This window comes from Streptomyces sp. NPDC051555 (genome assembly GCF_044454405.1).
In the GTDB taxonomy this organism is placed as follows: Bacteria; Actinomycetota; Actinomycetes; order Streptomycetales; family Streptomycetaceae; genus Streptomyces.
Map to the genome: position 1 here is coordinate 105324 of NZ_JBITDP010000015.1, position 25686 is coordinate 131009.

20 protein-coding genes and 1 pseudogene are annotated in these 25686 nt (G+C 72.6%); 4 read left to right on the top strand and 17 right to left on the bottom strand.

The features are described from left to right. Nucleotides 1-83: 83 nt before the first annotated feature. Nucleotides 84-1376, top strand: a complete 1293-nt coding sequence (locus ACIBEA_RS27645; protein WP_399265411.1) for a M18 family aminopeptidase — start codon at nucleotides 84-86, stop codon at nucleotides 1374-1376. A 194-nt stretch (nucleotides 1377-1570) separates the two neighbouring features. Here the strand turns inward: ACIBEA_RS27645 and ACIBEA_RS27650 are convergent, their stop codons facing one another. Beyond that, nucleotides 1571-3397 (bottom strand): NHL domain-containing thioredoxin family protein, encoded by a 1827-nt coding sequence (locus tag ACIBEA_RS27650; protein WP_399265414.1) that lies wholly within the window; start codon nucleotides 3395-3397, stop codon nucleotides 1571-1573. A 15-nt stretch (nucleotides 3398-3412) separates the two neighbouring features. Continuing rightward, on the bottom strand, nucleotides 3413-4243 hold the full coding sequence (locus tag ACIBEA_RS27655; protein ID WP_399265416.1) for a hypothetical protein: 831 nt from the start codon (nucleotides 4241-4243) through the stop codon (nucleotides 3413-3415). A 32-nt stretch (nucleotides 4244-4275) separates the two neighbouring features. Between ACIBEA_RS27655 and ACIBEA_RS27660 the strand changes: the two are divergent. Continuing rightward, nucleotides 4276-4764 (top strand): annotated as a pseudogene (locus ACIBEA_RS27660) (LURP-one-related/scramblase family protein); the annotation flags it as partial. A gap of 170 nt (nucleotides 4765-4934) precedes the next feature. Here ACIBEA_RS27660 and ACIBEA_RS27665 read toward each other — a convergent pair. After that, entirely contained in the window at nucleotides 4935-5747 is an 813-nt protein-coding gene (locus tag ACIBEA_RS27665) for a carbon-nitrogen family hydrolase (protein ID WP_399265418.1), read from the bottom strand. A gap of 159 nt (nucleotides 5748-5906) precedes the next feature. Between ACIBEA_RS27665 and ACIBEA_RS27670 the strand changes: the two genes are divergently transcribed. Next, complete coding sequence (locus tag ACIBEA_RS27670; protein WP_399265420.1) at nucleotides 5907-6734, top strand: maleylpyruvate isomerase family mycothiol-dependent enzyme; 828 nt, start codon at nucleotides 5907-5909, stop codon at nucleotides 6732-6734. A 367-nt stretch (nucleotides 6735-7101) separates the two neighbouring features. Here ACIBEA_RS27670 and ACIBEA_RS27675 read toward each other — a convergent pair whose 3' ends face one another. The 14 genes from ACIBEA_RS27675 to pdhA all read right to left on the bottom strand — a co-directional run bounded on the left by ACIBEA_RS27675 (nucleotide 7102) and on the right by pdhA (nucleotide 24542). After that, a complete protein-coding gene (locus ACIBEA_RS27675; protein ID WP_399265422.1) occupies nucleotides 7102-8478 on the bottom strand; it encodes a nitrate/nitrite transporter in 1377 nt (458 codons plus the stop codon). Then, the gene (locus tag ACIBEA_RS27680) at nucleotides 8475-9125 is read right to left on the bottom strand and encodes a GntR family transcriptional regulator (RefSeq protein ID WP_399265424.1); all 651 of its coding nucleotides are present in this window, start codon (nucleotides 9123-9125) and stop codon (nucleotides 8475-8477) included. The genes ACIBEA_RS27675 and ACIBEA_RS27680 overlap by 4 nt, the downstream gene beginning before the upstream one ends. 64 nt (nucleotides 9126-9189) lie before the next feature. After that, nucleotides 9190-9567: a protease inhibitor I42 family protein gene (locus ACIBEA_RS27685; RefSeq protein WP_399265426.1), complete on the bottom strand. Its 378-nt coding sequence runs from the start codon at nucleotides 9565-9567 to the stop codon at nucleotides 9190-9192. Nucleotides 9568-9578: 11 nt separating this feature from the next. Continuing rightward, complete coding sequence (locus ACIBEA_RS27690; protein ID WP_399265428.1) at nucleotides 9579-11522, bottom strand: C1 family peptidase; 1944 nt, start codon at nucleotides 11520-11522, stop codon at nucleotides 9579-9581. Between the two features lie 191 nt (nucleotides 11523-11713). Beyond that, complete coding sequence (locus tag ACIBEA_RS27695; RefSeq protein WP_399265430.1) at nucleotides 11714-12505, bottom strand: hypothetical protein; 792 nt, start codon at nucleotides 12503-12505, stop codon at nucleotides 11714-11716. 240 nt (nucleotides 12506-12745) lie between these two features. Continuing rightward, entirely contained in the window at nucleotides 12746-13510 is a 765-nt protein-coding gene (locus tag ACIBEA_RS27700) for a hypothetical protein (RefSeq protein WP_399265432.1), read from the bottom strand. A gap of 98 nt (nucleotides 13511-13608) precedes the next feature. Beyond that, complete coding sequence (locus ACIBEA_RS27705; protein ID WP_399265434.1) at nucleotides 13609-14562, bottom strand: GNAT family N-acetyltransferase; 954 nt, start codon at nucleotides 14560-14562, stop codon at nucleotides 13609-13611. Nucleotides 14563-14616: 54 nt separating this feature from the next. Beyond that, nucleotides 14617-15024, bottom strand: coding sequence for a hypothetical protein (locus ACIBEA_RS27710; protein WP_399265436.1), 408 nt, complete (start codon nucleotides 15022-15024; stop codon nucleotides 14617-14619). Then, the gene (locus ACIBEA_RS27715) at nucleotides 15024-19838 is read right to left on the bottom strand and encodes a putative T7SS-secreted protein (RefSeq protein WP_399265438.1); all 4815 of its coding nucleotides are present in this window, start codon (nucleotides 19836-19838) and stop codon (nucleotides 15024-15026) included. Before ACIBEA_RS27715 ends, ACIBEA_RS27710 begins: the two co-directional genes overlap by 1 nt. Next, nucleotides 19839-20405 (bottom strand): hypothetical protein, encoded by a 567-nt coding sequence (locus ACIBEA_RS27720; protein WP_354378765.1) that lies wholly within the window; start codon nucleotides 20403-20405, stop codon nucleotides 19839-19841. It abuts the gene before it with no gap. Continuing rightward, complete coding sequence (locus tag ACIBEA_RS27725; RefSeq protein ID WP_399265439.1) at nucleotides 20402-20776, bottom strand: SseB family protein; 375 nt, start codon at nucleotides 20774-20776, stop codon at nucleotides 20402-20404. Before ACIBEA_RS27725 ends, ACIBEA_RS27720 begins: the two co-directional genes overlap by 4 nt. Nucleotides 20777-20894: 118 nt before the next feature. Further along, nucleotides 20895-22319: a dihydrolipoamide acetyltransferase family protein gene (locus ACIBEA_RS27730; protein WP_399265572.1), complete on the bottom strand. Its 1425-nt coding sequence runs from the start codon at nucleotides 22317-22319 to the stop codon at nucleotides 20895-20897. Nucleotides 22320-22350: 31 nt separating this feature from the next. Then, nucleotides 22351-23331: an alpha-ketoacid dehydrogenase subunit beta gene (locus ACIBEA_RS27735; RefSeq protein ID WP_399265440.1), complete on the bottom strand. Its 981-nt coding sequence runs from the start codon at nucleotides 23329-23331 to the stop codon at nucleotides 22351-22353. A 2-nt stretch (nucleotides 23332-23333) separates the two neighbouring features. Further along, nucleotides 23334-24542 (bottom strand): pyruvate dehydrogenase (acetyl-transferring) E1 component subunit alpha, encoded by a 1209-nt coding sequence (gene pdhA / locus ACIBEA_RS27740; protein WP_399265442.1) that lies wholly within the window; start codon nucleotides 24540-24542, stop codon nucleotides 23334-23336. Nucleotides 24543-24864: 322 nt separating this feature from the next. On the opposite strand from pdhA, the gene ACIBEA_RS27745 reads away from it, so the two are divergent. Next, a complete protein-coding gene (locus ACIBEA_RS27745) occupies nucleotides 24865-25524 on the top strand; it encodes a response regulator transcription factor (RefSeq protein ID WP_330331424.1) in 660 nt (219 codons plus the stop codon). Nucleotides 25525-25686: the final 162 nt, after the last annotated feature.

Genomic DNA, 25686 nt, shown 5'->3' on the forward strand with positions numbered 1-25686 from the left:
CCGCGCCCTCGTCCTCCGGCTGTCCGTGGGCTATCCGCCACAGCCCGGCCATGACGAACACGACCGTCGTTAAGGTGAACCACATGAGCTCTCCCGCCCGCTTCGACCGCGGCCACACCGACGATCTGATGACCTACCTGGCGGCGAGCCCCTCGCCGTACCACGCCGTCGCCAACGCGGGCGAGCGGCTGGAAAAGGCCGGCTTCAGGCAGTTGTCGGAAACGGACGCCTGGGATTCGAGCGCGGGGGGCAAGTTCGTACTGCGCGGCGGCGCGCTCATCGCCTGGTACGTCCCCGAGAGCGCGACCCCGCACACCCCGTACCGGATCATCGGCGCGCACACCGACTCCCCCAACCTCCGGGTCAAGCCGCTTCCTGACACCGGGTCACAGGGCTGGCGGCAGATCGCCGTCGAGGTCTACGGCGGCACCCTGCTCAACACCTGGCTGGACCGTGACCTGGGCCTCGCGGGACGACTGACCCTGCGCGACGGCACCGAGCGGCTGGTCAACATCGACCGCGCGCTGCTGCGCGTGCCGCAGTTGGCCGTGCACCTGGACCGGTCCGTCAACTCCGACGGCCTCAAGCTGGACAAGCAGCGGCACATGCAGCCGATCTGGGGTCTGGGCGAGGCGCACGAGGGCGACCTGATCGCCTTCCTGGAGGAGGAAGAGGGCCTGCCCCAGGGCGCGGTGGCGGGCTGGGACCTGATGGTCCACTCGATCGAGCCGCCGGCCTACCTGGGCCGTGACCGAGAACTGCTCGCCGGACCGCGGATGGACAACCTGCTGTCGGTGCACGCGGGCATCGCCGCGCTGGCCGCCGTGTCCACCGCCGAACACCTGGACCACATCCCGGTGCTGGCCGCCTTCGACCACGAGGAGAACGGCTCGCAGTCGGACACGGGCGCGGACGGACCCCTGCTGGGCAACGTGCTGGAACGTTCAGTCTTCGCGCGCGGCGGTAGCTACGAGGACCGTGCGCGCTCCTTCGCGGGCACCATCTGCCTCTCCTCGGACACCGGTCACGCGGTGCACCCCAACTACGGCGAGCGGCACGACCCGACGCACCACCCGCGCGCCAACGGCGGCCCGATCCTCAAGGTCAACGTCAACCAGCGGTACGCGACGGACGGCAGCGGGCGCGCGGTGTTCGCGGCGGCGTGCGAGCGCGCGGGCGTGCCGTGGCAGAGCTTCGTCTCCAACAACTCGATGCCCTGCGGCACCACGATCGGCCCGATCACGGCCGCGCGCCACGGCATCCAGACCGTCGACATCGGCGTCGCGATCCTCTCCATGCACAGCGCCCGAGAACTGTGCGGCGCGGACGACCCGTACCTCCTGGCCAACGCCCTGGTCTCCTTCCTGGAGGGCTGACCCCCTCCCCGGCGGGGCCATTTCAGCCCCGCCGGAGCCATTTCAGCCTCGCCGGCGATTGAGGCGCCCCCGGAGGGATCGGAGGGATCCGCCGGTGGGCGCCTGCGGCTTGCTCTCGCCTCCGGCGGCGCCTCAAACGCCGGCGGGGCTGGATGGGCTCCGGGCGAGGCTGGAGGTGGCCGACCCCGCCGGGGTCAGGCGTCCAGGCCCGCCAGGACCAGCGGCAGGCGTGCCGCGCCCCCCGGGGCGACCCGGACCGGAACCCCCCAGTCCTGCTGGTGCATGTGGCAGGCGGGGTACTCGTTCTCCGGGTCGTCGTCGCAGGAGGCCGCCATCGCCGAGACGTGCAGCACGCCCTCGGTGACCCCCTCCGCGAACACCAGGTCCCGGAAGAGGTCCGTCCCCTGCCCCGCGCCGCCGGCCAGCAGCTCCGGCGGGGTCGAGGAGACCTGGAGCCGGGTGGAGGGACCGTACCGGTCGTCCAGCTTCTGCCCGGTCGGGGCCCGGAAGACCACCTCCAGCCGGAGCGTGCCCGGCGCGACCTCGGTGGCCGCGCGCTGCGTGCGGTGGGCGACCGACTCGACGCGGACGGCCTCCTCCGGCAGCCGCAGCCGGGTCAGCCGGTGCCGTGCGGACTCCACGACCAGGATGTCCTCACCGACCAGCACCGCGTCGCTGGGCTCGCGCAGGTCGGTCGCCAGGGTGCTGACCTCGCCCGTGGCGGGGTCGTAGCGGCGCAGGGCGTGGTTGTACGTGTCGCAGACGGCGACCGAGCCGTCCGGCAGGACGGTCACCCCGAGCGGGTGCTGGAGCAGTGCCTGGTCCGCCGCGCCGTCCCGGTGGCCGAAGTCGAACAGGCCGCTGCCGACGGCGGTCCGGATCGCGTACGCGTCCGCCTCGCCCGCCACCGGCTCGACCCAGCGCAGCGCGCTGGTCTCGGAGTCGGCGATCCACAGCCGGTCCCCGGCCGCCGCGAGCCCGGAGGGCTGCGCGAACCAGGCCTCGGCGGCGGGCCCGTCGACCAGCCCCTCGTTGGTGGTGCCGGCCGCCACCGCCACGGTGTCGCTCTGCGGGTCCCAGGTCCACAGCTGGTGCACGCCGGCCATGGCGATCCACACCCGGCCCCGCCACCAGGCCACGTCCCACGGCGAGGACAGGTCCACCTCGCGCGCGGGCCCGGCCGTCGGCGAGCCCTGCCACCACTGGCGGCCCGTACCGGCGACGGTCTCCACGGCGCCGGTGGCCGGGTCGAGGACGCGCAGCGCGTGGTTGACGGTGTCCGCGACCACGACCCGGCCGTCGGGCAGCAGCGCCAGGCCCTGCGGCTCGCTGAAGGCTTCGGGCCCGAAGCCGCGCTCCCCACTGCCGATCCGCCGCACCACGCTCTCGCCGTCGGCGGCCAGCTCCACGAGCTGGTGCCGGGTCGAGTCGGACACCAGGACGTTCCCGGAGGGCAGCACGAGCGCCTTGCCGGGGAAGCGCAGGTCGGTCGCGACCGGCGCCGGCGCCACGTACGGCCCGTCCCCGCGCCGCAGGGTGCCCTTCGCCGCGTGCTCCGCCTCCAGCTCCTCGACGAGCCGCGCGATGGCGTGCGCGTGCCCCTCGCCGGCGTGCTGCGCGACGATGTACCCCTCCGGGTCGATCACCACGAGCGTGGGCCAGGCGCGTACGGCGTACTGCTTCCAGGTGGCCAGCTCGGGGTCGTCGAGGACGGGGTGGTGGACCTCGTAGCGCTCGACGGCGTCGACGACGGCCTGGTGCTCGGCCTCGTGCACGAACTTCGGCGAGTGCACGCCGATGATCACGACGGTGTCCCGGTGCTTCTCCTCCAGCTCCCGCAGCTCGTCGAGGACGTGCAGGCAGTTGATGCAGCAGAAGGTCCAGAAGTCGAGGATGACGATCCGTCCTCGCAGGTCGGCGAGGGTGTAGGAGGTGTCACCGGTGTTGAGCCAGCCGCCCTTGCCGATCAGCTCGGGGGCACGGACTCGGGCGCGACGGGGTGCGGACGCGGCAGGATTCATGCGTCAAGGGTGCCATCAGCCCAGGAAGGACCGCAGGGAGCCCACCAGGGCGTTCACGAAGGCGTCACGGACGGGCTCCGGGAGCAGCTCCAGGGACAGGTAGGGGTTGAGGTCCTCCAGCTCGACCAGCAGGAGTTCGCCCGACGGGGCGCGGCAGGCGTCGACCCGCTGGATCCCGTGGGTCAGGGTGTTCCAGCCGATGAAGGTGCGGGCGAAGTCGAGGTCCGCGGGGCTCGGGTCGTAGGGCTCCAGGTCCCAGCGGCGGGCCGGGTCGGGCGCGTACAGGGCGTACTGGAAGGCGTCGTCGACGAAGTAGAAGGACACCTCGTGCTCGAAGTCGATCCGGGGCTGGATCAGGAGCGAGCCGGGGGCGGCCCCCCGGCCCGCGAGGTCCGCGAGGTGCGCGGCCGGGTCGGCGGTGAAGGCCAGGCCGATCGAGTCGGCGCCCTGGCGGGGCTTGACGGCGTACTCGGCCACCTGCGGCAGGAGGTGCAGGTCGGCGGGGTCGTCGACGGTGGGTATCACCGGATGGCCCGACCTGGTGAGGTCCAGCAGGTACTGCTTGCCGGCCATGTCGGCGCGGCCGGTGAGCGGGTTGTAGACCCGGGCCCCGGTGGCCAGGGCGTGGGCGCGGAAGGCGTCGTAGGCCTCCTGGTGGTGCAGGACGGGCCCGCTGTTGCGGACGATCACCGCGTCGAAGGCGGGCAGCAGGGCCTGCGCGTCGAGCGGGTGGCACAGGGCCAGGGGGAAATGCTCGCGCAGCCGCGAGGTGAGGAGGACGTCCTCGTCGCCGTAGCGGCGGCCGCGCGCCGGGTAGGCCAGGTCGGTCACGTAGAGGAGAGGCATGACGGCAACCTATCGCGGGCAGCGATGACGGCATGAAATACCTCGTTCGGGACAAAGTGCTGGCCATCGGCGACGACTACTGGGTCGAGGACGAGGCCGGCCGCCACGCCTACCTGGTCGACGGGAAGGCGCTGCGCGTCCGCGACACCCTGGAGCTGAAGGACCCGGACGGCCGGATCCTGATCACGCTGCGCGAGAAGATGTTCAGCTTCCGCGACGCGATGACCCTGGAGCGGGACGGCGAGCAGCTCGCCGTCATCCGCAAGAAGCGGCTCTCGCTGCTGCGCAACCACTACCGCGTGACCCTGTCCGAGGGGACCGTCCTCGACGTCAGCGGGCGGATCCTGGACCGCGAGTTCAAGGTCGAGTACGAGGGCGAGCTGCTGTCGCTGATCTCCCGCCAGTGGTACCGGGTCCGCGAGACGTACGCCGTGGACGTGATCCGGGAGGAGGCGGACGCGGCGCTGCTGCTGGCGGTGGCGGTGTGCGTGATCAGGATGGCCGAGAAGGAGCGCGAGGAGCGGGACGAGGAAAGGGAGGAGCGGGCGGAGCGGGAGGAGCGGGAGGAGCGGGCGGAGCGGGCGGAGCGGGAGGAAGCCCGGGAGGGCGAGCGGCGCGGCGGCGGCCGCTGAGCACCGGCCGCGGGCCCCGTGCGAGCGGGGCGCGGCGGCCGGTGCTCAGGGGTCGGTCGCTAGGAGGTGGCCCAGGTGCCGCGGGCCGGCGGGCGGATGCCGAGCATCCGGTCCTTCAGGGCCGGGAACTGCTCCCGGGTCTGCGCCACCTCGGCCGGGTCCAGCTCCACGGTCAGCACCTCCTCGCCCGGGCCCGCCTCGGCGATCACCTCGCCCCACGGGTCCACCACCAGGCTGTGTCCCGCCTGCTCGACCCCGGCGTGCGTCCCGGCGGTGCAGCAGGCGAGGACGTACGCCTGGTCCTCGACGGCGCGCGCCCGGTTCAGCAGGGTCCAGTGCGCGCGGCGGCGGGCGGGCCAGCCCGCGGCCACCACCAGGGTCTGCGCGCCCGCGTCGACCAGCCCGCGGAAGAGCTCCGGGAAGCGCAGGTCGTAGCAGGTGGCGATGCCGAGCACGGTCTGCGGCAGGGTGACCGTCGTCAGCGAGCCGCCCGCCGCCATCAGCACGGCCTCGCCCTGGTCGAAGCCGAAGCGGTGGATCTTGCGGTACGTGGCCGCCAGCTCGCCCTCGGGGGAGAGCACGAGGGTGGTGTTGTAGAGGGAGCCGTCACCGGAGCGTTCCACGACCGAACCCGCGTGCAGCCAGACCCCGGCGTCGCGCGCCGCCTTGGACATCACCTCGAAGGTGGGCCCGTCCAGCGGCTCCGCCTCCGTCTCGAACTGCTCGTAGGAGAAGGCGCCCACGCCCCACAGTTCCGGCAGCACCACCAGATCGGAGCCGCTCTGTTCGCGGACGAGGTCCGCCACCCGGGCACGTCGGGAAACCACCGACTCGCCCTCGTTCACCGCGATTTGGATCAGGGAGGCGCGCACACTACCACCGTTCTGGCATTGAAGCCGTCAACTCGGGGCCTACGATCGTCACACGAAAGCACTGCCGGGGTGCTCAACGGCAGCGTAACTTTGACAAGGCCGCCGCCCGCCAGTCCGACCGTCCACAACGCGCCACTGAACAGCACGCGAGGGGTCCCGTTGACCGTCCATCCCAGCCTTCAGCCCTATGCCGATGCGTGGACCCACTCCATCGAGGCGATATCCGAACTGGTCCTCCCCCTGGCGGAGGCCGAATGGAACCGGGCGACCCCGTGCCCCAACTGGTCGGTCCGTGACGTCGTGTCACACATCATCGGCATCGAGTGCGAGCAGCTCGGCGACCCCCGCCCCATCCACACCCTCCCCCGGGACCTGCTCCACGTGGTGGACGAGTTCACCCGGTACATGGAGGTCCAGGTGGACGTCCGGCGCCACCACACCGCCCCCGAGATGACGTCGGAGCTGGAGTACACCGTCATCCGGCGGATGCGGCAGCTGCGCAACGAGAAGCGGGACCCGGCCACCACGATGGTGCGCGGACCGCTGGGCGAGCAGGTGACCCTGGAGCTGGCGCTGCGGCTGCGGGCCTTCGACGTGTGGATCCACGAGCAGGACCTGCGGGCCGCGCTCGGCGTCCCGGGGAACTGGGACTCCCCCGGCGCCCTGGTCGCCCGGGACCTGCTGCTGGCGGGACTCCCGAAGGTCGTCGCGAAGCACGCGGGCGCCCCGGCGGGCTCGGCGGTGGTGCTGGACGTGCACGGGACCCTGGAGTTCATGCGGACGGTCCGGATCGACGCCGAGGGCCGCGGCACGATGGACAACGCGCCGTCGCTGGGCCCCGCGGTGACGCTGACGATGGACTGGCAGACCTACGTCCGCCTCGCCGCGGGCCGCGGCCGCTGGCACACCCTGGCGGACCGCGTAAAGGTCGAAGGCGACCCGGAACTGGCAGAAGCGATCCTCTCCCACTTCGCGGTCACGCCGTAGCCGACCGGGCCGGCCCACATCCAGCCCCGCCGGCGTTTGAGGCGCCGCCGGAGGCCCCGCCCACGGACCAGGCCGGCCCAAATCCAGCCCCGCCCACGGACCAGGCCGGCCAAATCCAGCCCCGCCGGCGTTTGAGGCGCCGCCGGAGGCCCCGCCTACGGACCAGGCCGGCCCAAATCCAGCCCCGCCGGCGCTTGAGGCGCCGCCCGAGGCCCCGCCTACGGACCAGGCCGGCCCACATCCAGCCCCGCCGGCGTTTGAGGCGCCGCCGGAGGCACCTCAAGCCGGCCCGGCGCTTGAGGGCACCACCGGGCCCGCCCACCACGCACGGCGGCGGCCCGGCGGCGGCCCGGCGGCGCCCCCGCCCTCAGACCTGGACGGCAGCCGCGCCAGCGGCCCCCGCGGGCGCGGAAACCGGAACCGACCCCCCGGCGGAGCGCTCCCGCTCCCGCCGCAACGCCCGCCCCCGCAACCGCAGGATCTGCGACACCCCCAGCACCTCCAGCACGAAGACCGAGGAGAACGCGATCCGGTAGTCGTCCCCGGTGGCGTCCAACAGCACCCCCACCGCCAGCAGCGTCGTCATCGAGGCGATGAACCCGCCCATGTTGGTGATCCCGGAGGCCGTCCCCTGCCGCGCCGCCGGATTCGCCGGGCGCGCGAAGTCGAAGCCGATCATCGACGCGGGCCCGCACGTCCCCAGCACCACGCACAGCGCGACCAGCAGCCACATCGGCGCCCGCTCCCCCGGATACACCAGCACCGCGCCCCACATCAGCGCCGTCACCCCCACCGTGCCGAGCGCCAGCGGGATCCGCGCACCCTGCCGGCGCCCCACCAACTGCCCGTAGAACAGCCCGAAGCCCATGTTCGCGACGACGATCAGCGTCAGCAGCCCGCCCGCCCCGCCGCGCGACAGCCCCTGCGCCTCGACCAGGAACGGCATCCCCCACAGCAGGAGGAACACCATCGCCGGGAACTGCGTCGTGAAGTGCACCCACAGCCCGAGCCGGGTCCCGGGCTCGCGCCAGGATTCGGCGATCTGACGGCGTACGTAGCCCCCTTCGCCCCGCGCCACCGGCGCCGGCGCATGCCCCTCGGGGTGGTCGCGCAGGAACAGCAGCAGCGGCACCAGCACCACCAGCCCGGCCACCGCACTGCCCGCGAAGGCCGGCACCCAGCCCACCCCGTGCAGTACGGGCGCCAGCACCAGCGTGGAGACGAGGTTGCCCGCCATGCCCACCAGCCCGGCGAGCTGCGCCATCAGCGGCCCCTGCCGGGCGGGGAACCAGCGGGTGCCCAGCCGCAGCACCGAGATGAAGGTCATGGCGTCGCCGCAGCCCAGCAGGGCGCGCGCGGCCAGCGCCGTCCCGTAGGACGGGGAGAGCGCGAAGCCGATCTGGCCGGCCGTGAAGAGCACCGCGCCGAGCGTGAGCACCTTCTTCGTGCCGAGGCGGTCCACCATCAGGCCGACGGGTATCTGCATGCCCGCGTACACGAGCAGTTGGAGCAGCGAGAAGGTGGACAGGGCCGAGGCGCTCACGTGGAAGCGGTCGGCGGCGTCCAGGCCTGCGACGCCCAGGCTGGTGCGGAAGATGACGGCGACGAAGTAGACGGCGACGCCGATGGACCAGACGAAGACGGCCCGCCGCCCGCCCGGCGGGTCCATCGGCAGGTGGGGCGCGGGCGGCAGGCCGGCGGCGGGGGCTGGAGCCGGCGCCGGGACGGGGACGGAGGCGCTCATCGCGCGTCACCCCGGACCAGGGCCGCGACCCGTCCGACGTGCCCGCGCACCGCCACGGCCGCGCTCTCGCCGTCCCCGGCGCGCAGCGCGTCCAGGATCTCGGTGTGCTCGGCGAGGGTCTTCGCGATCCGCTCGGGGTGCGCGTGCAGCAGCGCGACGCCCATCCGCAGCTGCCGGTCGCGCAGTTGGTCGTAGAGCCGGGACAGGATCTGGTTGCCGGCGCTGCGGACGATCTCGGCGTGGAAGCAGCGGTCGGCGACGATCAGCGCGCTCAGGTCGCCGCTCGCGGCGTGCCGACGCTGCTCGTCGATCAGCTCCGCGAGCCGCTCCAGCAGGGCGGGCGCGGCCGGTACGGCCCGCCGGACGGTGAACTCCTCGACGAGCAGCCGGGTCTCGACGACGTCGGCGATCTCCTGCGCGGAGACGGCCAGGACCAGCGCGCCCTTCTTCGGGTAGAGCTTGATCAGCCCTTCCGTCTCCAGGCGCAGCAGCGCCTCGCGCACGGGCGTGCGCGAGACCCCCACCGCGTCGGCGAGCTCGCCCTCGGTGAGCAGGGTCCCGCCTTCGTAGCGGCGGTCGAGCACGCCGTTCTTGACGTGCTGGTAGACGCGTTCGGCGGCCGTGGGCGCGAGCGTGGCGGATGGCATGCGCACAGCATAGATACAACACAGGTGCAACCCGGCACCCGTCCGGGATGTGGACGCCGGCGGCTCAATCCGCCGCGGGAGGGGCAGCGGGCCCGACCTCGACCTCCAGCACGAACTCGTCGTACGGCGCCTCGTCGGGGTAGGGCGGCCGGACCTGGGCGAAGCGGATCCGGGCCCGCCCGCCCGGACACCGGCCGCGCACGACGTACGTCCGCTCCACCGGCGCTCCGGGCAGTACCGGCGCCGCTTCCCGGTCCGGCGGGCCGCCCGGCTCCGCCCGGCCGCCAGAAGGCCCCTCGGACACCTCCACCGCGTCCGCGTCGCCCGTCACGCGCCAGGTCCACACGTACCCGCGCGCCCCGCGCCCGGTGAGGCGCAGGACGTACGCCTCACCGACGCGGAGCGCCACCGTCCGTACCTCCACCGGGGCCCCTCCGCTCACGTCGCCGCACCTCAGGCGGGCCCGATCACCGGCCCCTCGTGCCATCCCGCGCCGTCGCGCCAGTAGTGCTGGAGTCGGCGGTCGGTGCGCAGGACGATGACCTCCAGATTGAACCCGAAGCTGCCCTGCAGCATCCCGGTGACCGCGAGCGCGTCGTGCCCGAAGACCGCGCTGCGGTTCCAGGCCGCGCCCGCCGCGTTCCCCCGCCACCAGTGCTCGATCCGGCCGCCCGCCGCCACGCACAGCTCGTAGTTCCCGGCCGTGTCCTCGTCGGCGGCTCCGTACTGGCCCTCGATCAGGCAGGGCGCGGAGGTGATCCCGGTGCCGAAGAGCTCGCCCGCGCGCCAGGCGAAGCCGTTCGGGTCGTCGCGCCACCACAGCTGCATGCGGCCGTCGGTACGGGTGGCCACCAGGTCGAGGTGGCGGGCGCGGGTCTGGACCAGGGCGGGACCGTAGTGGGCGATGCCCGAGGCGAAGCGGCCGCCGTCGTTCCAGGTCCAGGGCGAGCCGTTGATCCGCCACCAGTGGTTGAGGCGTCCGTCGGCGGTCCGCAGGACCACCTCGAAGTTGCCCGGCTTGCCGTAGTCGCTCTGGATGAACCCCGGCGTGCTGCCGGGCGCCGCGTCGGAGGGGCCGAAGATGCCCGCGTCGCGCCAGGTGCCGCCGGACTGGTCGTAGAACCAGTGGTGCAGCCGCCCGCCCGTGGTGACGTGCACCGATTCCAGGTTCCGGTTGTAGGTGGTGCTCGTGAAGGCGGGCAGCCCGGAGGCATCGCTGCCGAAGGCCGCGGCGCGGGCCCACGGGAAGGGCGCGTCGCCCTCCCGCCACCAGTGCTGGAGCCGACCGCCGCCGGTCGTCGCGAGCATCTCGAAGTTGCGGTGCGCGCGGCCGTTGCCGCTCTCGAAGACGTTCCCGGTGTGCAGTCGGCGCTTGGTCCACGGGTCGGCGTTGGTGCCGCGTAGCCCGCACTTGGCCCAGTAGTCGATCTTCACCTCGCCGTAGGCGATCCGCCCGTAGCCCCCCACGTGGTAGCCCGTGCCCCAGGAGTTCTTGAAGAGCCAGCACCCGGCCGCGTCGTCGTAGCCGACGATCAGCACGCAGTGGCCGCCCGCGTAGTGGTCGCTGGTGCGCCGGTAGACGCCGGAGCCGAGCCCGAAGAAGTCGTCGTAGACGTCGAAGCAGGCCGTCAGCGGGCCGACCGTGTCCAGCCAGACCTTCTGCTGCTCGACGTCGCCGAGCCGGACGTAGTCGGCGATCCGCACGGTCCGGCCGGACCGGTCCCAGCTGGGCGTGTAGTCCGCCCGCCAGGCATCGCGGCGGTCGGCGGGCACGGAGGCCGGCGGGGTCGTGTACGGATAGCAGTCCGGGTCGCAGATGCCCCCGTTGACCTTGATCCAGTCCAGCGCGGTCTCGGGGTTGCTGCCCTGGCCGCAGCTGAACTTCAGGCCGTCGTGCACGTCCCCCTCGGAGCGCTCGGCCCACACCGCGTGCTCGATGCGCGCCATCGACTCGACCAGGCCGGTCGCGCCGAAGGCCCAGCAGGAGCCGCACGGATTCTGGTCCTTGACCTTGGTGATCCAGGGCCAGCCCCAGCGGCCCCGCCAGTCGACGGCGGCGGGCCGGGCCCCGACGACCGGCGGCTCCGTCTCCGGCAGCAGGCCGTGCGCCGCGCGGCGCCGGGTGAGGTCGCGGTTCGCGCTCTCGCGGCCGATGAGCGCCCGCAGGTCCACGGGGCCCGCCTCGGCGGCGGGCGTGAGGTTGGCCCCCGGCTCCAGACCCAGCGAGGGCCGCGGCACGGCTTGGTGGTCGGCGAGGTGTTCGCTCACCGTCCACGAGGCCCCGGCGCCGGCGAGCTGGGCCCGCAGCTCCCCGGCGAGCTGGACGCGGGCGGTGCGGTGCGGGTCGGGCCCGTCGTGCGGGTCGTGCTCGTCGTGCTGGTCGGACTGCTCCGGCATACCGGTCCCCCCAGATGCGTACGGATGCGAGGTCCCGGAGCGTCCATCCGGCGCGCACCGCCGTCAAGGGGGTCCGCGCGGTGGCACCGGGGCACGGGGGGAGCACCGGTGCGCGGAGCCCTGAGGGGGCGGGCCGCCCGTGCCCCGCCCCCACCACCGGGTGTCGGGGCGGGGGCGCGGGCGCGGTGCGGCTACTCGACGGGCAGCGCCGGGGCCGGTACCGGGAGGGCGGGGGCCGGGACGGGCAGCGCGGGGACCGGGACCGGGAGCGGCGGGAGTCCACCACCCGTCAGGACCGCCGCGACCAGGGCGACCAGGGACGACACGACGTCGGTGGACTTGGCCGCGGCGTCGGTCGAACAGCCGCAGGGTCCGGAGGCCTTGAGCAGCCCGTCGACGGCCTTCTTGAGGTTGTCCACGGCGACGGTGACCAGGTCCAGCGGGGCCGCCTTCGCCCCTGCGGCGGCGGCCGCGACCACCGGCAGCTTGGGCGCGTCGACCGGGAGCTTCGGCGCGTCGACGGGAAGCTTCGGGGCGTCGACCGGGAGCTTCGGGGCGTCGACGGGCAGCTTCGGGGCGTCCACCGGGAGCTTCGGCACGTCCACCGGGGGCTTCGGGAGGTCGACCGGCGGCTTCGGGACGTCGACCGGCGGCTTCGGGACGTCGACCGGGGGCTTCGGCAGCTTGGCGACGGCGTCGTCGATCGCCTTCTTCAGCTTGGCCGCGTCCGCCTCGGGGACCTTGCCGTCGGGGGCCTTGAGCACGGCGGAGATCAGGTCGGTGACGGCCTTGAGGATCTCGCCGGTCACCCCGAGGGACGCGACCTGCTGTTGCAGCGCGTCCGTCCCCGGGATGGCCCGGGACGAACCGGAGGCGACGGGCTTGTGCGCGTCCTGGGAGGCCGCCCCGGCGAGGCCGGGGGACGCGGCCAGCAGGGACACGCAGAGGACTGCGGGGACGGTGTAGCGGGTGAAGCGGCGCAACGTTCTCTCCTGTCAGGCGCGGTGACGGCATGGGACGTACCGCCGCCACCCACTCACGGACACCCCGTCAGATCCCGCAACTCGATGCCCTGCGGCCCACGCTGGGACACGCCGAGCAACTGGCGCACCCACCCCTGTGACCAGCGGCGATGACGTCACCCCCGGGGCGTGCTGCACCCTCGTGAACCGGCGCGGGGGTACGCGGCCCGCCGGGATCCCGCACCATCCGCACGGGACGGCCTACGGAAGCCGCGGCCGGACCTGCGTCCAGGCGTCCACGGCCGCGCCCAGCGGGTCGTCCGGCGCGAGGTGCGGCCGGACCAGCGCCAGCCACGGCAGCAGGTTCTTGATCCGGCGCAGGTGCAGGATGCGGGCCTTGGGCAGGTCGCGCCAGGAGCGGGCCTCGCCGGCCGCCGCCCCGGGGGTCAGGTCGATCAGCGCCAGCAGGTCCCGGCAGAGCGCCGCCGGGTCCCCGCCGGGCCCGGGGCCGAACTGCTGGATGAGGTAGCCCCGTACGGCCGCCTCCTCGGCGGCGGCCACCAGCGCGTCCTCCCCCGCCCGGGCGGCCTTGCGGCGGGTCGCGGCCACCGCCACGCGGCCCCAGCGCAGTCGCACCCCGTCCGGCAGCCGGCCGTCCCGCGACCGGCCCACGGCCAGCGCGCGCAGCTCCAGCGGCCTGGGCTCGTCGTCCAACGGCGGATCGGTGGCCAGCCAGAGCTCCAGCTCGCCCAAGGCGTGCCCGTCGGGCGGCACCGAGGTCAGCACCTGGCCCCGGGTGAGCAGGGCGACCACAGCGCCGGTCAGGTGCACCGTCGCCACGTTGCCCGCGGCGAAGAAAGCGACGGGGCGCCCGTTCCGCTCGATCCGGCGCAGCCCCAGCCTCGATTCCCCGGCCGCGTAGACCTGTCCGGCCCGCGCGACCCCGCCCACGCAGCGCACGACGCACACGCCACCGGACACGTCCGCTTCTTCGACGGAGTACACCTGCAACTCGGCGATCGACACACCGGCCCCCCTTCCCCGGCGGCACGCTACCGCGTCGACGCCCGCTCGGCCGGGGCCTTGCGGCCATCGCCCGCGCCGCCTGCCGCCGGCTCCGGAGCTCAGGGCCCGGACGGCTCCTCCAGCACCAGGCGGATCTCCGTCACCCGGTAGCCGGCGCGGTCGAAGGCGGCCGCCATCGGCCGGTTCACGGTGTCCGTGGTGGCGGTGATCCGGTCGGCGCCCTCGGCCGCGTGGAAGCGGGTGATCTCGCCGAGGACCTCGTCGATCAGCCCCTTGCCGCGCAGCTCGGGTACGACGCCGAGGTAGCCGACGTTGCGGTGGTAGGGGGTGCGGGAAGGGATCGCCATCCCCGCCGGGGTGCCGTCGGGCAGGTGGGCCAGGCGCCACCAGGAGCGCTCGCCCGGGCAGTCGAGGTAGTAGGCCAGGTCGTCCCGGGCCAGGGCTTCGGCGTCCATCGTGCGCAGCTCGGCCCGGGTGTGCAGGTCCAGGCTGCCGCGGGACAGCCGGGCGAAGAAGTCGAGGAACTCCTCGTCCGTGCCCTCCCGGAAGACCAGTCGGCCCGTGGGTTCCGCGGTCCCCGCCTCGGGCGTCCACTCGTAGCGCAGCCGCTCGACGGTGCTGGTCAGCCCCGCCCGGCGGGCGGCCTCCTCGCGCCAGGCGACCGCGCGGGCCAGCGCGGGGGTGGCCCGCCAGTCGTGCGGCAGCGACAGGTTGTACAGCGGCCGGATGCCGAAGGCCTCGTGACCGGCCGCCAGCAGCCGCACGGCCAGGTCGGCCGGGTCGGACACCTCGGGCCGCACCTGGAGGCAGTCGAGCGCCAGCGGGTGCTCGCTGTCGGCGCGGCCCCACCACAGGGCGCGGGCCAGGATCCGGCCCTCCTCGTCCTCGGCGAACCAGGTCCACTCCGGCCGGAGCTGGTTCGCCGCGAGTTCGTCCCGGACCCGCTGGGCGTCCAGTGCGGGTACGGGGTCGGTCGGGCCGTCGGCCGGGTAGGCGACGGCCCGTTCGAGGTCGGCGGGGTCTGTGGTGGCGGGGCGGAATCGAAGAGACATCCGCCGATGATCACATTCCGTGCCCGGTGGGGAAAGGGAGTTCTTCCTCCGCCGTCAGCGCCAGGTACGGGCGTCGCGGACCGCACCCGCCGCCAGGTCCAGGCGGCCCTGGAAGTCGCCCGAGCGGGTGGCGATGACCAACAGGGGCAGCCCCGCGGAGTCCCGGTAGGCGCTGTAGAACCCGAGCACCGCGTTCGGGTCGGACAACAGGTCCGCCGGGGGGCTCAGCCGGAGCAGTTCCGTGCCGTCGGCCCGGTAGACGACCGCGTTGTCCTTCGGTGTGAAGGGCCGGGTGTCCAGGGCTTCCACCACCAGCACCAGGGTCTCGCCGTCGTGCGTCCACGTCATGACCGACTGCGGCGGCGCGCCGTGATGCTTCTCGACCGCGGCGCCACCGTCGTTCCAACGGACGGTGCTCTCGCCGGCGGTCCAGTCGACCGTCATCTCGGGTTCCTTCGTCATTACTTGGGGATCTCCACGGGAGGGCCGACCGGGATCAGTCGGGCGCGGTCTTCGTAGTTCAGGATTTCCAGCTGGCTGACCCCGCCCGGCAGATGGCCCAGCGTCGGGTCCGTCTGGGGGCCGATGATGCTCTCCTGGATCCGGATGGGGTCACCGGTGTCCGGGAAGCGGTACCGCTGGAGCATCGAGACGTCGTCCTTCCAGTCGGTGCGGATGGCCAGTTGGTCGCGCACGAACTGCTGGTTGGGGACGCCTTCGAAGGTACCGAATCCACCGGGGCTGGTGGCCGGCTGCCCCTTGGACAGCACCATGTTGAACTCCTCGCCCGGCCGTGCCAGTCGGGAGGTGATCGGCGTCCCGTACATGTTCGGGGGTTCACGCTCGGCCTTGGGCAGTGCCAACTGCTCCTTGCCCGCCGCCGGGCAGCCGCTCAGGCCCAGCGGGTCGGCCCACACCAGCGGGTTGGTGACGTAGGCGACCGGGTTCGGGGACGGCGTCAGACCCAGCGGGTCGGAGGTCAGGTAGCGGGCCGTCTCCGGGTCGTAGGTCCGGAAGTGGTTGTGGTGGAGGCCCGTCTCCGGGTCGTAGTACTGGCCGGGGAAGCGCAACGGCGTGTAGGCGCTCGCATCGCGGTTCCAGCTCGTCGCGCCCCACACGGTGGCGCGGGTGCGCCAGGCGACGGACCCCTGCTCGTCGATCATCTCCGTCGGGGTGCCGACCAGGTCGGTGACGATGGCGAAGAACCGGCTGTCGATCTCCGGCTGTGGCAGCTCGCGCGGGTCCCCCGGCGCGGCTACGGGCCGGATGGACTCGACTTGGGTGAGTGGATGCAGACCGGCGTGCGTCCAGCTGAGCGTGACCTCGTGCGGGTTGTCCCGCACAAGGGTGGTCTGCTCGGCCAGTGTGGTCCCGTCCCACGTGAAGAGGGTTTCCTCCGCCACCACGGGGTCCGCGAAGGGTGTTTCACGTGAAACACCGACAACTCCCGCAGCGAGGACACCTGTTTCACGTGAAACATCTTCGGTTTCACGTGAAACACCGGCCGGATCGAGCCGCTGCTTGGCGATGCGGCGGCCGAGCCCGTCGTACCGGTAGCGCCAGCGGGTTCCGTCCGCGGTGGTGACCTCGGTCAGCCGGTCGTCCGCGTCCCAGACGTAGTGCCAGGTGTCGGGCTTGCGGGAGAGTCGGGTGCGCTGCCGCAGGACCACACGGCCCTGCGCGTCGTGCTCGTAACGGACCCGGCCCGCCCGGGTGATCCGGGTCCCGGTGTACTCGCGCTCGCCCACGGCGTCGGCGCCCGGGTGGGCCTGCGGCCAGTCGGCGGAAGTCTGGTTGCCCGCCTCGTCGTAGGCGTAGCGCTCCGACCAGGAGGCGGCGTCCACACCGGTGATCCGGGACGCGCTGTCCAGGGTGAAGCGGCGCGGACCGGTCGTCTCGTCGTCGATCTCCAGCAGGTTGCCGTCGGCCCGGTAGGCATAGCCGCGGCGTTGCAGGGTCCGTTGGTCCGAGCCGGTGATGTGCCGGGTGGTGAGCCTGCCCGCGGCGTCGAAGGTGTGGTGCAGGGTCGCGCTCTGCCCGATGCGCCGGGTCAGTTCACGGCCCGCGGCGTCCCGCTCGAAGGCCACGTCCCGGCCCGAGGCGTTCAGCCCCGTGCAGTGACCGGCCGCGTCGTAGGTCCAGTGGGTCCGCGCCCCGCTGGGCAGGGTCCGGGCCACGGGTCGGCTCAGCTCGTCGTAGGCGTAGCGGACCGCCCGCCCGTCCACGCGTTCCTCGGCCAGGCGCCCGTGCCGGTCGCGGATGCGCACCAGGTGGGTGCCATCGGTCGAGGTCACCGCCGCGGGCAGGTCGAAGACGTCGTACTCGAAGGTGGCCGTGCCCGTCGGGGAGGTCTTGCGGACGATCCGGCCGAGCACGTCCCGCTCGTAGGTGATCTCCTCGCCCGCCGCGTTCGTGCGGGAGGCGAGCCGTCCCGTCGGGTCATAGGCGTAGCTCAGGGTCCGGCCGTCGAAGTCCGTCTCCGAGGTCAGCCGGCCCGCCGCGTCGTAGGTGTACTCCCAGTTCAGGCCCTGGGGGTTGCGCACACCGATCAGCCGCAGTCCCGCGTCGTAGGTGTAGGCGTGCCGCACCCCGTCCGGTCCGGTGCGGGCGGCGAGGAGGTCGAAGTGGGTGTATTCGAACCGGGTCACCCCGCCCGACGGATCGGTGAAGGCCGTGCAGTTGCCCTCGCCGTCGTAGACCCAATGACGCTGCGCGCCGTCCGGGTCCACCCGGCGGGCGGGCTTGCCCTCGGTGGTCCACTCCATGAGCGTGACCCCGCCGAGCGGGTCGGTGACCCGGACCGGGCGGCCGAAGGCGTCCCGGTCGAAGCGGGTGACGGCGCCCAGCGGATCGGTGCTGGTGACCGGGAGGCCCGCCGCGTCACAGGTGGTGCGGGTGACCGCGCCCAGCGGGTTGGTGACCGCCGTGAGGTGGCCGCGCTCGTCGTGGGCGAAGGTCGTCACCGCGCCCGCCGAGGTGGTGAGCGAGGTGCGGTTGCCGCGCTCGTCGTAGCTCTGCCGGAGCACCGTGCCGTCGGCGTTCGCCACCCGGACGGGCAGACCCAGCCGGTCGTACTCGGTGCCCGCACTCCGGCCGTCGGGGCGGACGGAGCGGATGATCCGGCCCGCCCCGTCGTACTCCTGGTGGGAGGTGGCGCCGAGGGCGTCCGTGCGGCTGGTCGGCCGCCCCTGCCGGTCGTAGGCGTAGTGGGTGACGGCGCCGAGCGGGTCGATCTCGGCGACCACCCGGCGGTGCGCGTCGATCAGGTAACGGCGGGTCTCCCCCGCCGCGGTGGTGACGCTGGTGATCCGGTGACCGGTGGTCGGGTCGACGGCGTCGTAGTCGAGGGTGAGGGCGAGGTGTCCGCCGCTGCCGCCCTCGGCGACGCAGCGGTCCTGGTCGTCGTAGACGTAGTCGTAGCGGCTGTGGTTGGTGTCGGTCCAGGACGTGATCCGGCCGCGCTCGTCGTAGTCGAACCGCAGCGGCAGGCCCGAGGAGTTGGTCACGCCGGTGAGCTGACCGCCGGTGTAGTCGTACGCGAGGATCCGCGGGCCGCCGCTCAGGTGCAGGGCGGTGATCCGCCCGTCGGCCGTCTCCAGGTCCAGGTGGTAGCCGCCGCTGTGGGCTATGCCCACCGGGGTGCCCTCGGCGTCGTACTCGAAGGTGATGGTGTTGCCGTTGCGGTCCGAGAGCTCCGCGATCGGGGCCGAACCGCCCCCACCGGCCTCCGGGGCGGGCGCGGTGAAGCGGCGGACGTGGCCGGTCACCGGGTCGGTCAGCGTGTAGTCGCCTTCGGGGGTGCGCTCCAGGGGCCGGGACGGGCCCGTGGCGGGCAGCACCGGAACACCGGGGGCCGGATGCGGGTACCCGATCAGGAGGCCGTCCTCGGTGACCAGGACGACGCCCTCGGCGTCGATCTCCAGGTGCTGGTCGACCGTGCTGCTCCAGGAAGGCCCGAACCAGCGTCCCGCCGTGTAGCCGGACTCCGCCCGGCGCCCGAACACCAGGGGCAGGGCGCCCGGCAGCACCACGTCGGTCTGCGGCAGGTACATCCTGCCGGTGGCGAGGTCCACCGGGTCCGTGCCGCCGGTGGTCCGCTCGCCGTCCGGGGTCTTGTGAAGGTCCGGACCGTCCCCGGTGAGGGCCTTGCGGCCGGGCCCGGTCGGGATGTCGTCGGCGAGCTTGGCGACCGTACCGGCCTTCTTCGCCAGCCCGAGGCCCTTGGTGCCGATCAGCTCCGGAAGGAGCTTGCCGATGCCCTCGGAGGGGTCCTTCATGAACTGGTCGAGCATCTGCTTGCCCGCGCCCATGGGGTCGTTGACGGCGGTGACCAGTCCGGCGACCGTCGAGTTCAGGCTGGTCGCGTACTCGGCGGGATGGGTCAGGTTGTACGGGTCCGTCGGGTTGACCGAGCGGACGAAGTTGAGCAGTCCGGCCGTGCCCTTGATGACCCCGCCGGTGAGGTGCGTCTTGGCGATGTCGAGGTACTGCATCCCGTCGCCGAACTGTTCGCCGTACGAGGGCTTCTCCGGGGCCGCGTCCCGCGCCGCGCGGACCGCCGTGCGGGCCGTCTCCGCCACCTCGTTGCGCTGCTTGCGGGCCCCGTCGAGCTTGTCCTGGGCCGCGTGGGCGAGTGCGGTGCCCGGGTCGGTGAAGCCGCCCGGCTTGGGCGGCAGGGTGTCCTTCTTCGCGTCGATGGCGTCGTTGTAGGCGTCGACCTGCTTGTTGTAGGCGTTGCGGGCGTCCGTCGAGGCCTTCTTGGCCGCGTCGTAGTCCGCCAACGCCTCCTTGGCCTGACCCTGCGCCCACTCCACCGTCTCGGCGAAGCCCCCCACGGCGACGGCGGCCTTGCCGAAGGACTCGGCCGCCTTGAACCAGCGCGGCGGTTCCTTCGCGACCGATTCTCGGAAGGCGTCCGCCGTCTTGCCCTTCAGGCCGTCCGCGTCCATCCCCTTGAGCCCGCTGCCGACCTTGTCGAAGGCCGCTTTGAAGTCCTGGAGGTGCGCGGCCTGGGCCCGGATCTTGGAGACGCTGCCGTAGACCAGCTTGTGCGGGTCGTCGGTCTGACCGAGTTCCAGCTCGGCGACGTCCGCGCCCAGTTGGTTGGCGGCGGAGCGGCTCTTGTCCCGGATCCAGTCGCCCGCGTCCTCCAGCCCCACCTTGTCGGCCAGCCCGGCGACCTTGTCGCCGGTCCATTCGATGGCGTCGCCGACGTCTTCGACGCGGTCCTCGACCCAGTCCTCGACGGGGTCCGGAATGAAGTCGCCGAGCCCCATCTACTTGCCGTCCCCGCTGCCGGTGGCCTGGTCGACCATGTCTTTCAACGAACCGATCTTTCCGGTGGTCATCAGCTTGTCGCCGGTCTGGGACCAGGTGTCCTTGATGTCCTGGCCGCTCTTCGCGAACGACTCGGGGCTGTAGTCGGGCTTGTACACGTCCGCCCGGAAGATGTCGCCCCAGCCCTTCTCCTCGATCTCGTCCTCGCTCGCGTGCGGGTTCCCGTACGCCGAGTTGGCCGCGACCTTGAACGCGCCCTGGATGTAGTGGTCTTCCTCCCACAGCGTCCCCGCGGAGATCCCCAGCGCCTGCGCCAGGGTGCTCGCGTCCTGGACAAGGGAGCGCACGCCCCACTCCCAGCGTTCGCAGAAGTCCTCGAAGTCCGTGGCCAGGCCGGCGTGACCGGCTTCCATCCCGGTCATCGACAGCGAGCTGAACCCGGCCCCCATCGAGGCCCCGCCCGCGTCGGCACCGGACTCCCGCAGCTCGCCCACCGCCGCCCGCAGACCGTCCTGGACGCTCTTCACGGCCTCCGGCGCGACCGCCAGGTCCTGGTCACCGCTCACGCCGTCACCGCCACGGCATCGGGGACGATGCCCACGACCGGCGGGAAGAGCATCGCGCCCTCCCCGTCCGCCACGTTGACGGCGATACCGGTCGGGCCCTCGGCTCCGGGAACGACCGTGTCGGCCAGCCGGGCGCCGAGCACCGCGAGGTACTCCCACTCCCGGTCCCCGGCGCCGCGTGCGAGCGCGAAGCGCGCCAGGGCGGCCTCGTCCGTGAAGGCGTAGATCCAGCGGACCCCGCCCTGCTCGCCCGACATCAGGGCGCCGTCGGTGAGCGGAGCCAGCAGGAGCGCGCGCCGGAATTCGCCGAGCAAACGCGGTGGATGTCCGGATCCGCCCCTCAGGTCGGATATCTCCTCGGTCAGTCCCATGTCCTGTGCCCCGTTCCCGGAGGTGCCGGGTCGGCCCCCGATTCGCACACGTTACTCAGCACCGAGGGCCGGCCACCCCTGGGGGTGACCGGCCCTCGCTGATGCGGCGAACGGTTGCTCAGGACCAGGTGACCAGGCGCTTCGGGTGCTCCAGGACCGCCGCGATGTCCGCGAGGAAGCGGGAGCCCAGCTCGCCGTCGATCAGCCGGTGGTCGAAGGACAGTGCCAGGGTGGTGACCTGACGTGCCTTCACCTTGCCCTTGTGGACCCACGGCTGGAGCTTGATCGCACCGACCGCGAGGATCGCGGACTCGCCGGGGTTCAGGATGGGCGTACCGGTGTCGACGCCGAAGACGCCGACGTTGGTGATGGTGAGGGTGCCGCCCTGCATGTCCGCGGGGGAGGTCTTGCCCTCGCGGGCCGTCGCCACCAGGTCGGACAGGCCCTGCGACAGCTCCGCCAGGGTCTTGACGTGCGCGTCCTTGACGTTCGGCACGATCAGACCGCGCGGGGTGGCCGCCGCGATGCCCAGGTTCACGTAGTGCTTGAGCACGATCTCCTGGGCCGCCTCGTCCCAGGACGCGTTGACGTCCGGGTTGCGGCGGACGGCGATGAGCACGGCCTTGGCGATGAGCAGCAGCGGGTTGATCCGCAGCCCCGCCAGGTCCGGGTCGTCCTTCAGCTCCTGGACGAGCTTCATCGTGCGCGTCACGTCGAGCGTGACGAACTCGGTGACGTGCGGGGCGGTGAAGGCGGAGCTGACCATGGCCTGGGCCGTGACCTTGCGGACGCCCTTGACCGGGATGCGGGTCTCCCGCGCGTCCGGCGCCGACACGGCCGCGGCGGCCGGTGCGGCCTGGGCCGCGGGGGCGACGGGAGCCACGGCGGGCGCGGCCGGCCGCGGAGCCAGCGCGGCGGAGGCCGCCGCGTGCACGTCCTCGCGGGTCACGACGCCACCGTCACCGGTGGGCACGATCGCCGCCAGGTCGATGCCGAGGTCCTTGGCGAGCTTGCGGACGGGCGGCTTGGCCAGCGGACGCTCGGCGCCCTGCTGCCCGTGGCCGCCGTAGCCGTTGCTGCCCGATCCGTTCGAGACCGCGACCACCGGAGCCGCCGGAGCGGGTACGACGGGGGCGGGTACGACGGGCGCGGCCGCTGCCACGGCCTCCGGCGCGGCCTTGCGCGGGCGGCGCTTGGTGGAGGCGGTGGAGACGCCGTAACCGACGAGGACGGGCTGGCGCGCGGCCGGCGCGGCCTCCTCCGCCGCGGGAGCGGCCTCGGCCGCGGCGACGGCCGGGGCGGCGGCCGGGGCCGCGTCGTCGGCTCCGGTCCGCACCGAGATGATCACCTGGCCGACGTCGACCGTGGTGCCCTCGGCGAAGCGCAGCTCCTGGACCACGCCGTCGAAGGGGATCGGCAGCTCGACGGCCGCCTTCGCGGTCTCGACCTCGCAGACCACCTGGCCGTCCGTGACCGTGTCCCCGGGCTGCACGAACCACTTGAGGATCTCGGCCTCGGTGAGGCCCTCGCCCACGTCGGGCATCTTGAATTCGCTGATCGTCACGAAAATCTCCTCAGTACGCCAGCGAGCGGTCGACGGCGTCGAGCACCCGGTCCAGGCCGGGCAGGTACTCGTCCTCCAGGCGGGCCGGCGGGTACGGCGCGTGGAAACCACCGACGCGCAGCACCGGCGCCTCCAGGTGGTAGAAGCACCGCTCCGTGATCCGCGCGGCGATCTCCGAGCCGACGCCCAGGAACACCGGGGCCTCGTGCACGACGATCAGCCGGCGGGTCTTCTCCGCCGAGGTCTGGATGCCGTCGAAGTCCACCGGGGACATGGACCGCAGGTCGAGGACCTCGACCGACTTGCCCTCCTCGGCGGCGGCCGCGGCGGCCTCCAGGCACACCTTGACCATGGGTCCGTAGGCGGCCAGGGTCACGTCCGACCCCTCCCGCGCGACCCGCGCCTTGTGCAGCTCGCCGGGGATCGCCTCGACGTCGACCTCGCCCTTGTCCCAGTAACGGCGCTTCGGCTCGAAGAAGATCACCGGGTCGTCGCTCTGGATGGCCTGCTGGAGCATCCAGTAGGCGTCCGCCGCGTTCGACGGCGAGACCACCTTGAGGCCCGGCACGTGCGCGAACAGCGTCTCGGGGGACTCGGAGTGGTGCTCGACCGCGCCGATGCCGCCCGCGTACGGGATGCGGATGACGATGGGCATCTTGATCTTGCCCAGCGAGCGCGCGTGCATCTTCGCGAGCTGGGTGACGATCTGGTCGTAGGCGGGGAAGACGAAACCGTCGAACTGGATCTCCACCACGGGCCGGTAGCCGCGCAGCGCGAGCCCGATCGCGGTGCCGACGATGCCCGACTCGGCGAGCGGGGTGTCGATGACCCGCTCCTCGCCGAAGTCCTTCTGCAGGCCCTCGGTGATCCGGAAGACACCGCCCAGCTTGCCGACGTCCTCGCCCATGATGAGGACCTTGGGGTCGTTCTCCAGCGCCTTGCGCAGCGAGTCGTTGAGCGCCTTGGCGATGGTCAGTTTCTGTACCGGCATGGTCACTCCCCACCCTCGAAGGACGCGAGGTAGGCGGCGAACTGTGCGCGCTCCTCGTCGACGAGCGCGTGCCCGTCGGCATAGACGTTCTCGAAGATCGCCATGGTGTCCGGGTCGGGCATGGCCCGCACGACCTCGCGGACGTGCTTGCCGAGGGCCTCGCTCTCGGTCTCCAGCTCCTCGAAGAACGCCTCGTCGGCGTCTCCGCTCGCGAGCAGGTACGTCTTGAGGCGCAGGATCGGGTCCTTGACCTCCCAGGCCGCGCGCTCCTCGTCCCGCCGGTACTTGGTCGGGTCGTCCGAGGTGGTGTGGGCGCCCATGCGGTACGTGAAGGCCTCGACCAGCGTCGGACCCTCGCCGCGGCGCGCGCGGTCCAGGGCCCAGCGGGTCACGGCCAGGCAGGCCAGGACGTCGTTGCCGTCGACCCGTACGCCCGGGAAGCCGAAGCCCTGGGCGCGCTGGTAGAGCGGGACGCGCATCTGGCGCTCGGTGGGCTCGGAGATCGCCCACTGGTTGTTCTGGCAGAAGAACACCACGGGGGCGTTGTAGACGGCCGCGAAGGTGAACGCCTCGGCCACGTCGCCCTGGCTGGAGGCGCCGTCGCCGAAGTACGCGACGACCGCGGAGTCCGCGCCGTCCTTGGCCACGCCCATGGCGTAACCGGTCGCGTGCAGCGTCTGCGAGCCGATCACGATCGTGTACAGGTGGAAGTTGTTGAGGGTCGGGTCCCATCCACCGTGGTTCACACCGCGGAACATGCCCAGCAGGTTGGTCGGGTCGACCCCGCGGCACCAGGCGACGCCGTGCTCGCGGTATGTGGGAAAGACGTAGTCCTCGTCGTTCAGCGCGCGGGCGCTGCCGATCTGAGCGGCTTCCTGGCCCAGCAGCGAGGCCCACAGGCCCAGCTCGCCCTGGCGCTGGAGCGCGGTGGCCTCGCCGTCGAAACGGCGGGTCAGGACCATGTCGCGGTAGAGACCGCGCAGGTCGTCTCCCGTGATGTCCTCGACGAAGGCCAGGAATTCCGCGTTCTCAGGATGGTCCGCGGCCGAAACCCGGGTCCCCTCGGGCGTCAGCAGCTGTACGAGCTGGGGCTCGGCACTTTCGGTGGCGGCGGCAGCGGCGGCCTTCTTGCCGGCGCTCGCGGCGCCGGCCGCTCGCTTGGTGCCGCTGCTGCGTCGCGGCTTGCGCGCGGCAGTGCTCTCCACGGTCACGTGTGCTCCTCCGTCGGTCCGGCACCCGGGTTCTCCGGGGACCAGTGCGGCTCGCCAAAATCCGTGCGCGCGCACGGGGTGGGTGCGACGCGTAGGGATTCCGGCGTGACAGGTGCCCCGGCGAGTGCCCTGCACAATGCACGTTACCCAGTGCGTCGCATATCTGCGAAACCCCGTTTGACCTGCGATTTTGCTTGGATTTCCAAGTAAATCCGAGGATCCGGGAACAACCACTGGTCACAGCCTTGCAGGGGGCCGGAACAACGGCACGTTATCCCGGCCTCTTGCGGCAGGGAAGGGGTGAGTGTGTGAAACTGATTCTGTGCGCGAAGACGGAAAAATCAAGGTATTCCTCCTGGACGACCACGAAGTGGTACGCCGAGGTGTCTATGAGCTGTTGTCGGTCGAAGAGGACATCGAGATCGTCGGCGAGGCCGGTACGGCCGCTGACGCTCTGGTCCGCATCCCGGCCACCCGCCCCGACGTCGCCGTGCTCGACGTCCGCCTGCCGGATGGCAGCGGCGTCGAGGTCTGCCGCGAGGTGCGCTCCCAGAACGAGGACATCAAGTGTTTGATGTTGACCTCGTTCGCCGACGACGAAGCGCTCTTCGACGCGATCATGGCGGGCGCCTCCGGGTACGTCCTCAAGGCCATCCGCGGCAACGAGCTGCTGCACGCCGTCCGTGACGTGGCGGCCGGCAAGTCGCTGCTGGACCCCGTCGCCACGGCGCGGGTGCTGGAGCGGCTGCGCGACGGCAAGAACGGGAAGGGCGACGACCGCCTCTCGAACCTGACCGAGCAGGAGCGCAAGATCCTCGACCTGATCGGCGAGGGCCTGACGAACCGCGTGATCGGTGAGCGCCTGCACCTGGCCGAGAAGACGATCAAGAACTACGTCTCCAGCCTGCTGTCCAAGCTGGGCATGGAGCGCCGCTCCCAGGCCGCCGCCTACGTGGCCCGCCTCCAGGCCGAGAAGCGCTAGGACGGCTCCCCCAGCCGCCCCACCGCCCCCGCCGACCCGGCACCGCCGGTACCGGCACCGCGACGCCCCGTGGCCGCACGTTCGCCGTGTGATTCCACGGGGCACGCTGTTTAATTCGGGACCAACGTCCCCGATCATCGGGGCGGGCTCCTCTTTCCCGGC

Bases quoted from the DNA above. Each gene is read 5' to 3' on its own strand.
- ACIBEA_RS27645 (WP_399265411.1), top strand. From the start codon at position 84: ATGAGCTCTCCCGCCCGCTTCGACCGCGGCCACACCGACGATCTGATG.
- ACIBEA_RS27650 (WP_399265414.1), bottom strand. From the start codon at position 3,397: ATGAATCCTGCCGCGTCCGCACCCCGTCGCGCCCGAGTCCGTGCCCCC.
- ACIBEA_RS27655 (WP_399265416.1), bottom strand. From the start codon at position 4,243: ATGCCTCTCCTCTACGTGACCGACCTGGCCTACCCGGCGCGCGGCCGC.
- ACIBEA_RS27675 (WP_399265422.1), bottom strand. From the start codon at position 8,478: ATGAGCGCCTCCGTCCCCGTCCCGGCGCCGGCTCCAGCCCCCGCCGCC.
- ACIBEA_RS27680 (WP_399265424.1), bottom strand. From the start codon at position 9,125: ATGCCATCCGCCACGCTCGCGCCCACGGCCGCCGAACGCGTCTACCAG.
- ACIBEA_RS27690 (WP_399265428.1), bottom strand. From the start codon at position 11,522: ATGCCGGAGCAGTCCGACCAGCACGACGAGCACGACCCGCACGACGGG.
- ACIBEA_RS27705 (WP_399265434.1), bottom strand. From the start codon at position 14,562: ATGTCTCTTCGATTCCGCCCCGCCACCACAGACCCCGCCGACCTCGAA.
- ACIBEA_RS27710 (WP_399265436.1), bottom strand. From the start codon at position 15,024: ATGACGAAGGAACCCGAGATGACGGTCGACTGGACCGCCGGCGAGAGC.
- ACIBEA_RS27715 (WP_399265438.1), bottom strand. From the start codon at position 19,838: ATGGGGCTCGGCGACTTCATTCCGGACCCCGTCGAGGACTGGGTCGAG.
- ACIBEA_RS27725 (WP_399265439.1), bottom strand. From the start codon at position 20,776: ATGGGACTGACCGAGGAGATATCCGACCTGAGGGGCGGATCCGGACAT.
- ACIBEA_RS27730 (WP_399265572.1), bottom strand. From the start codon at position 22,319: ATGCCCGACGTGGGCGAGGGCCTCACCGAGGCCGAGATCCTCAAGTGG.
- ACIBEA_RS27735 (WP_399265440.1), bottom strand. From the start codon at position 23,331: ATGCCGGTACAGAAACTGACCATCGCCAAGGCGCTCAACGACTCGCTG.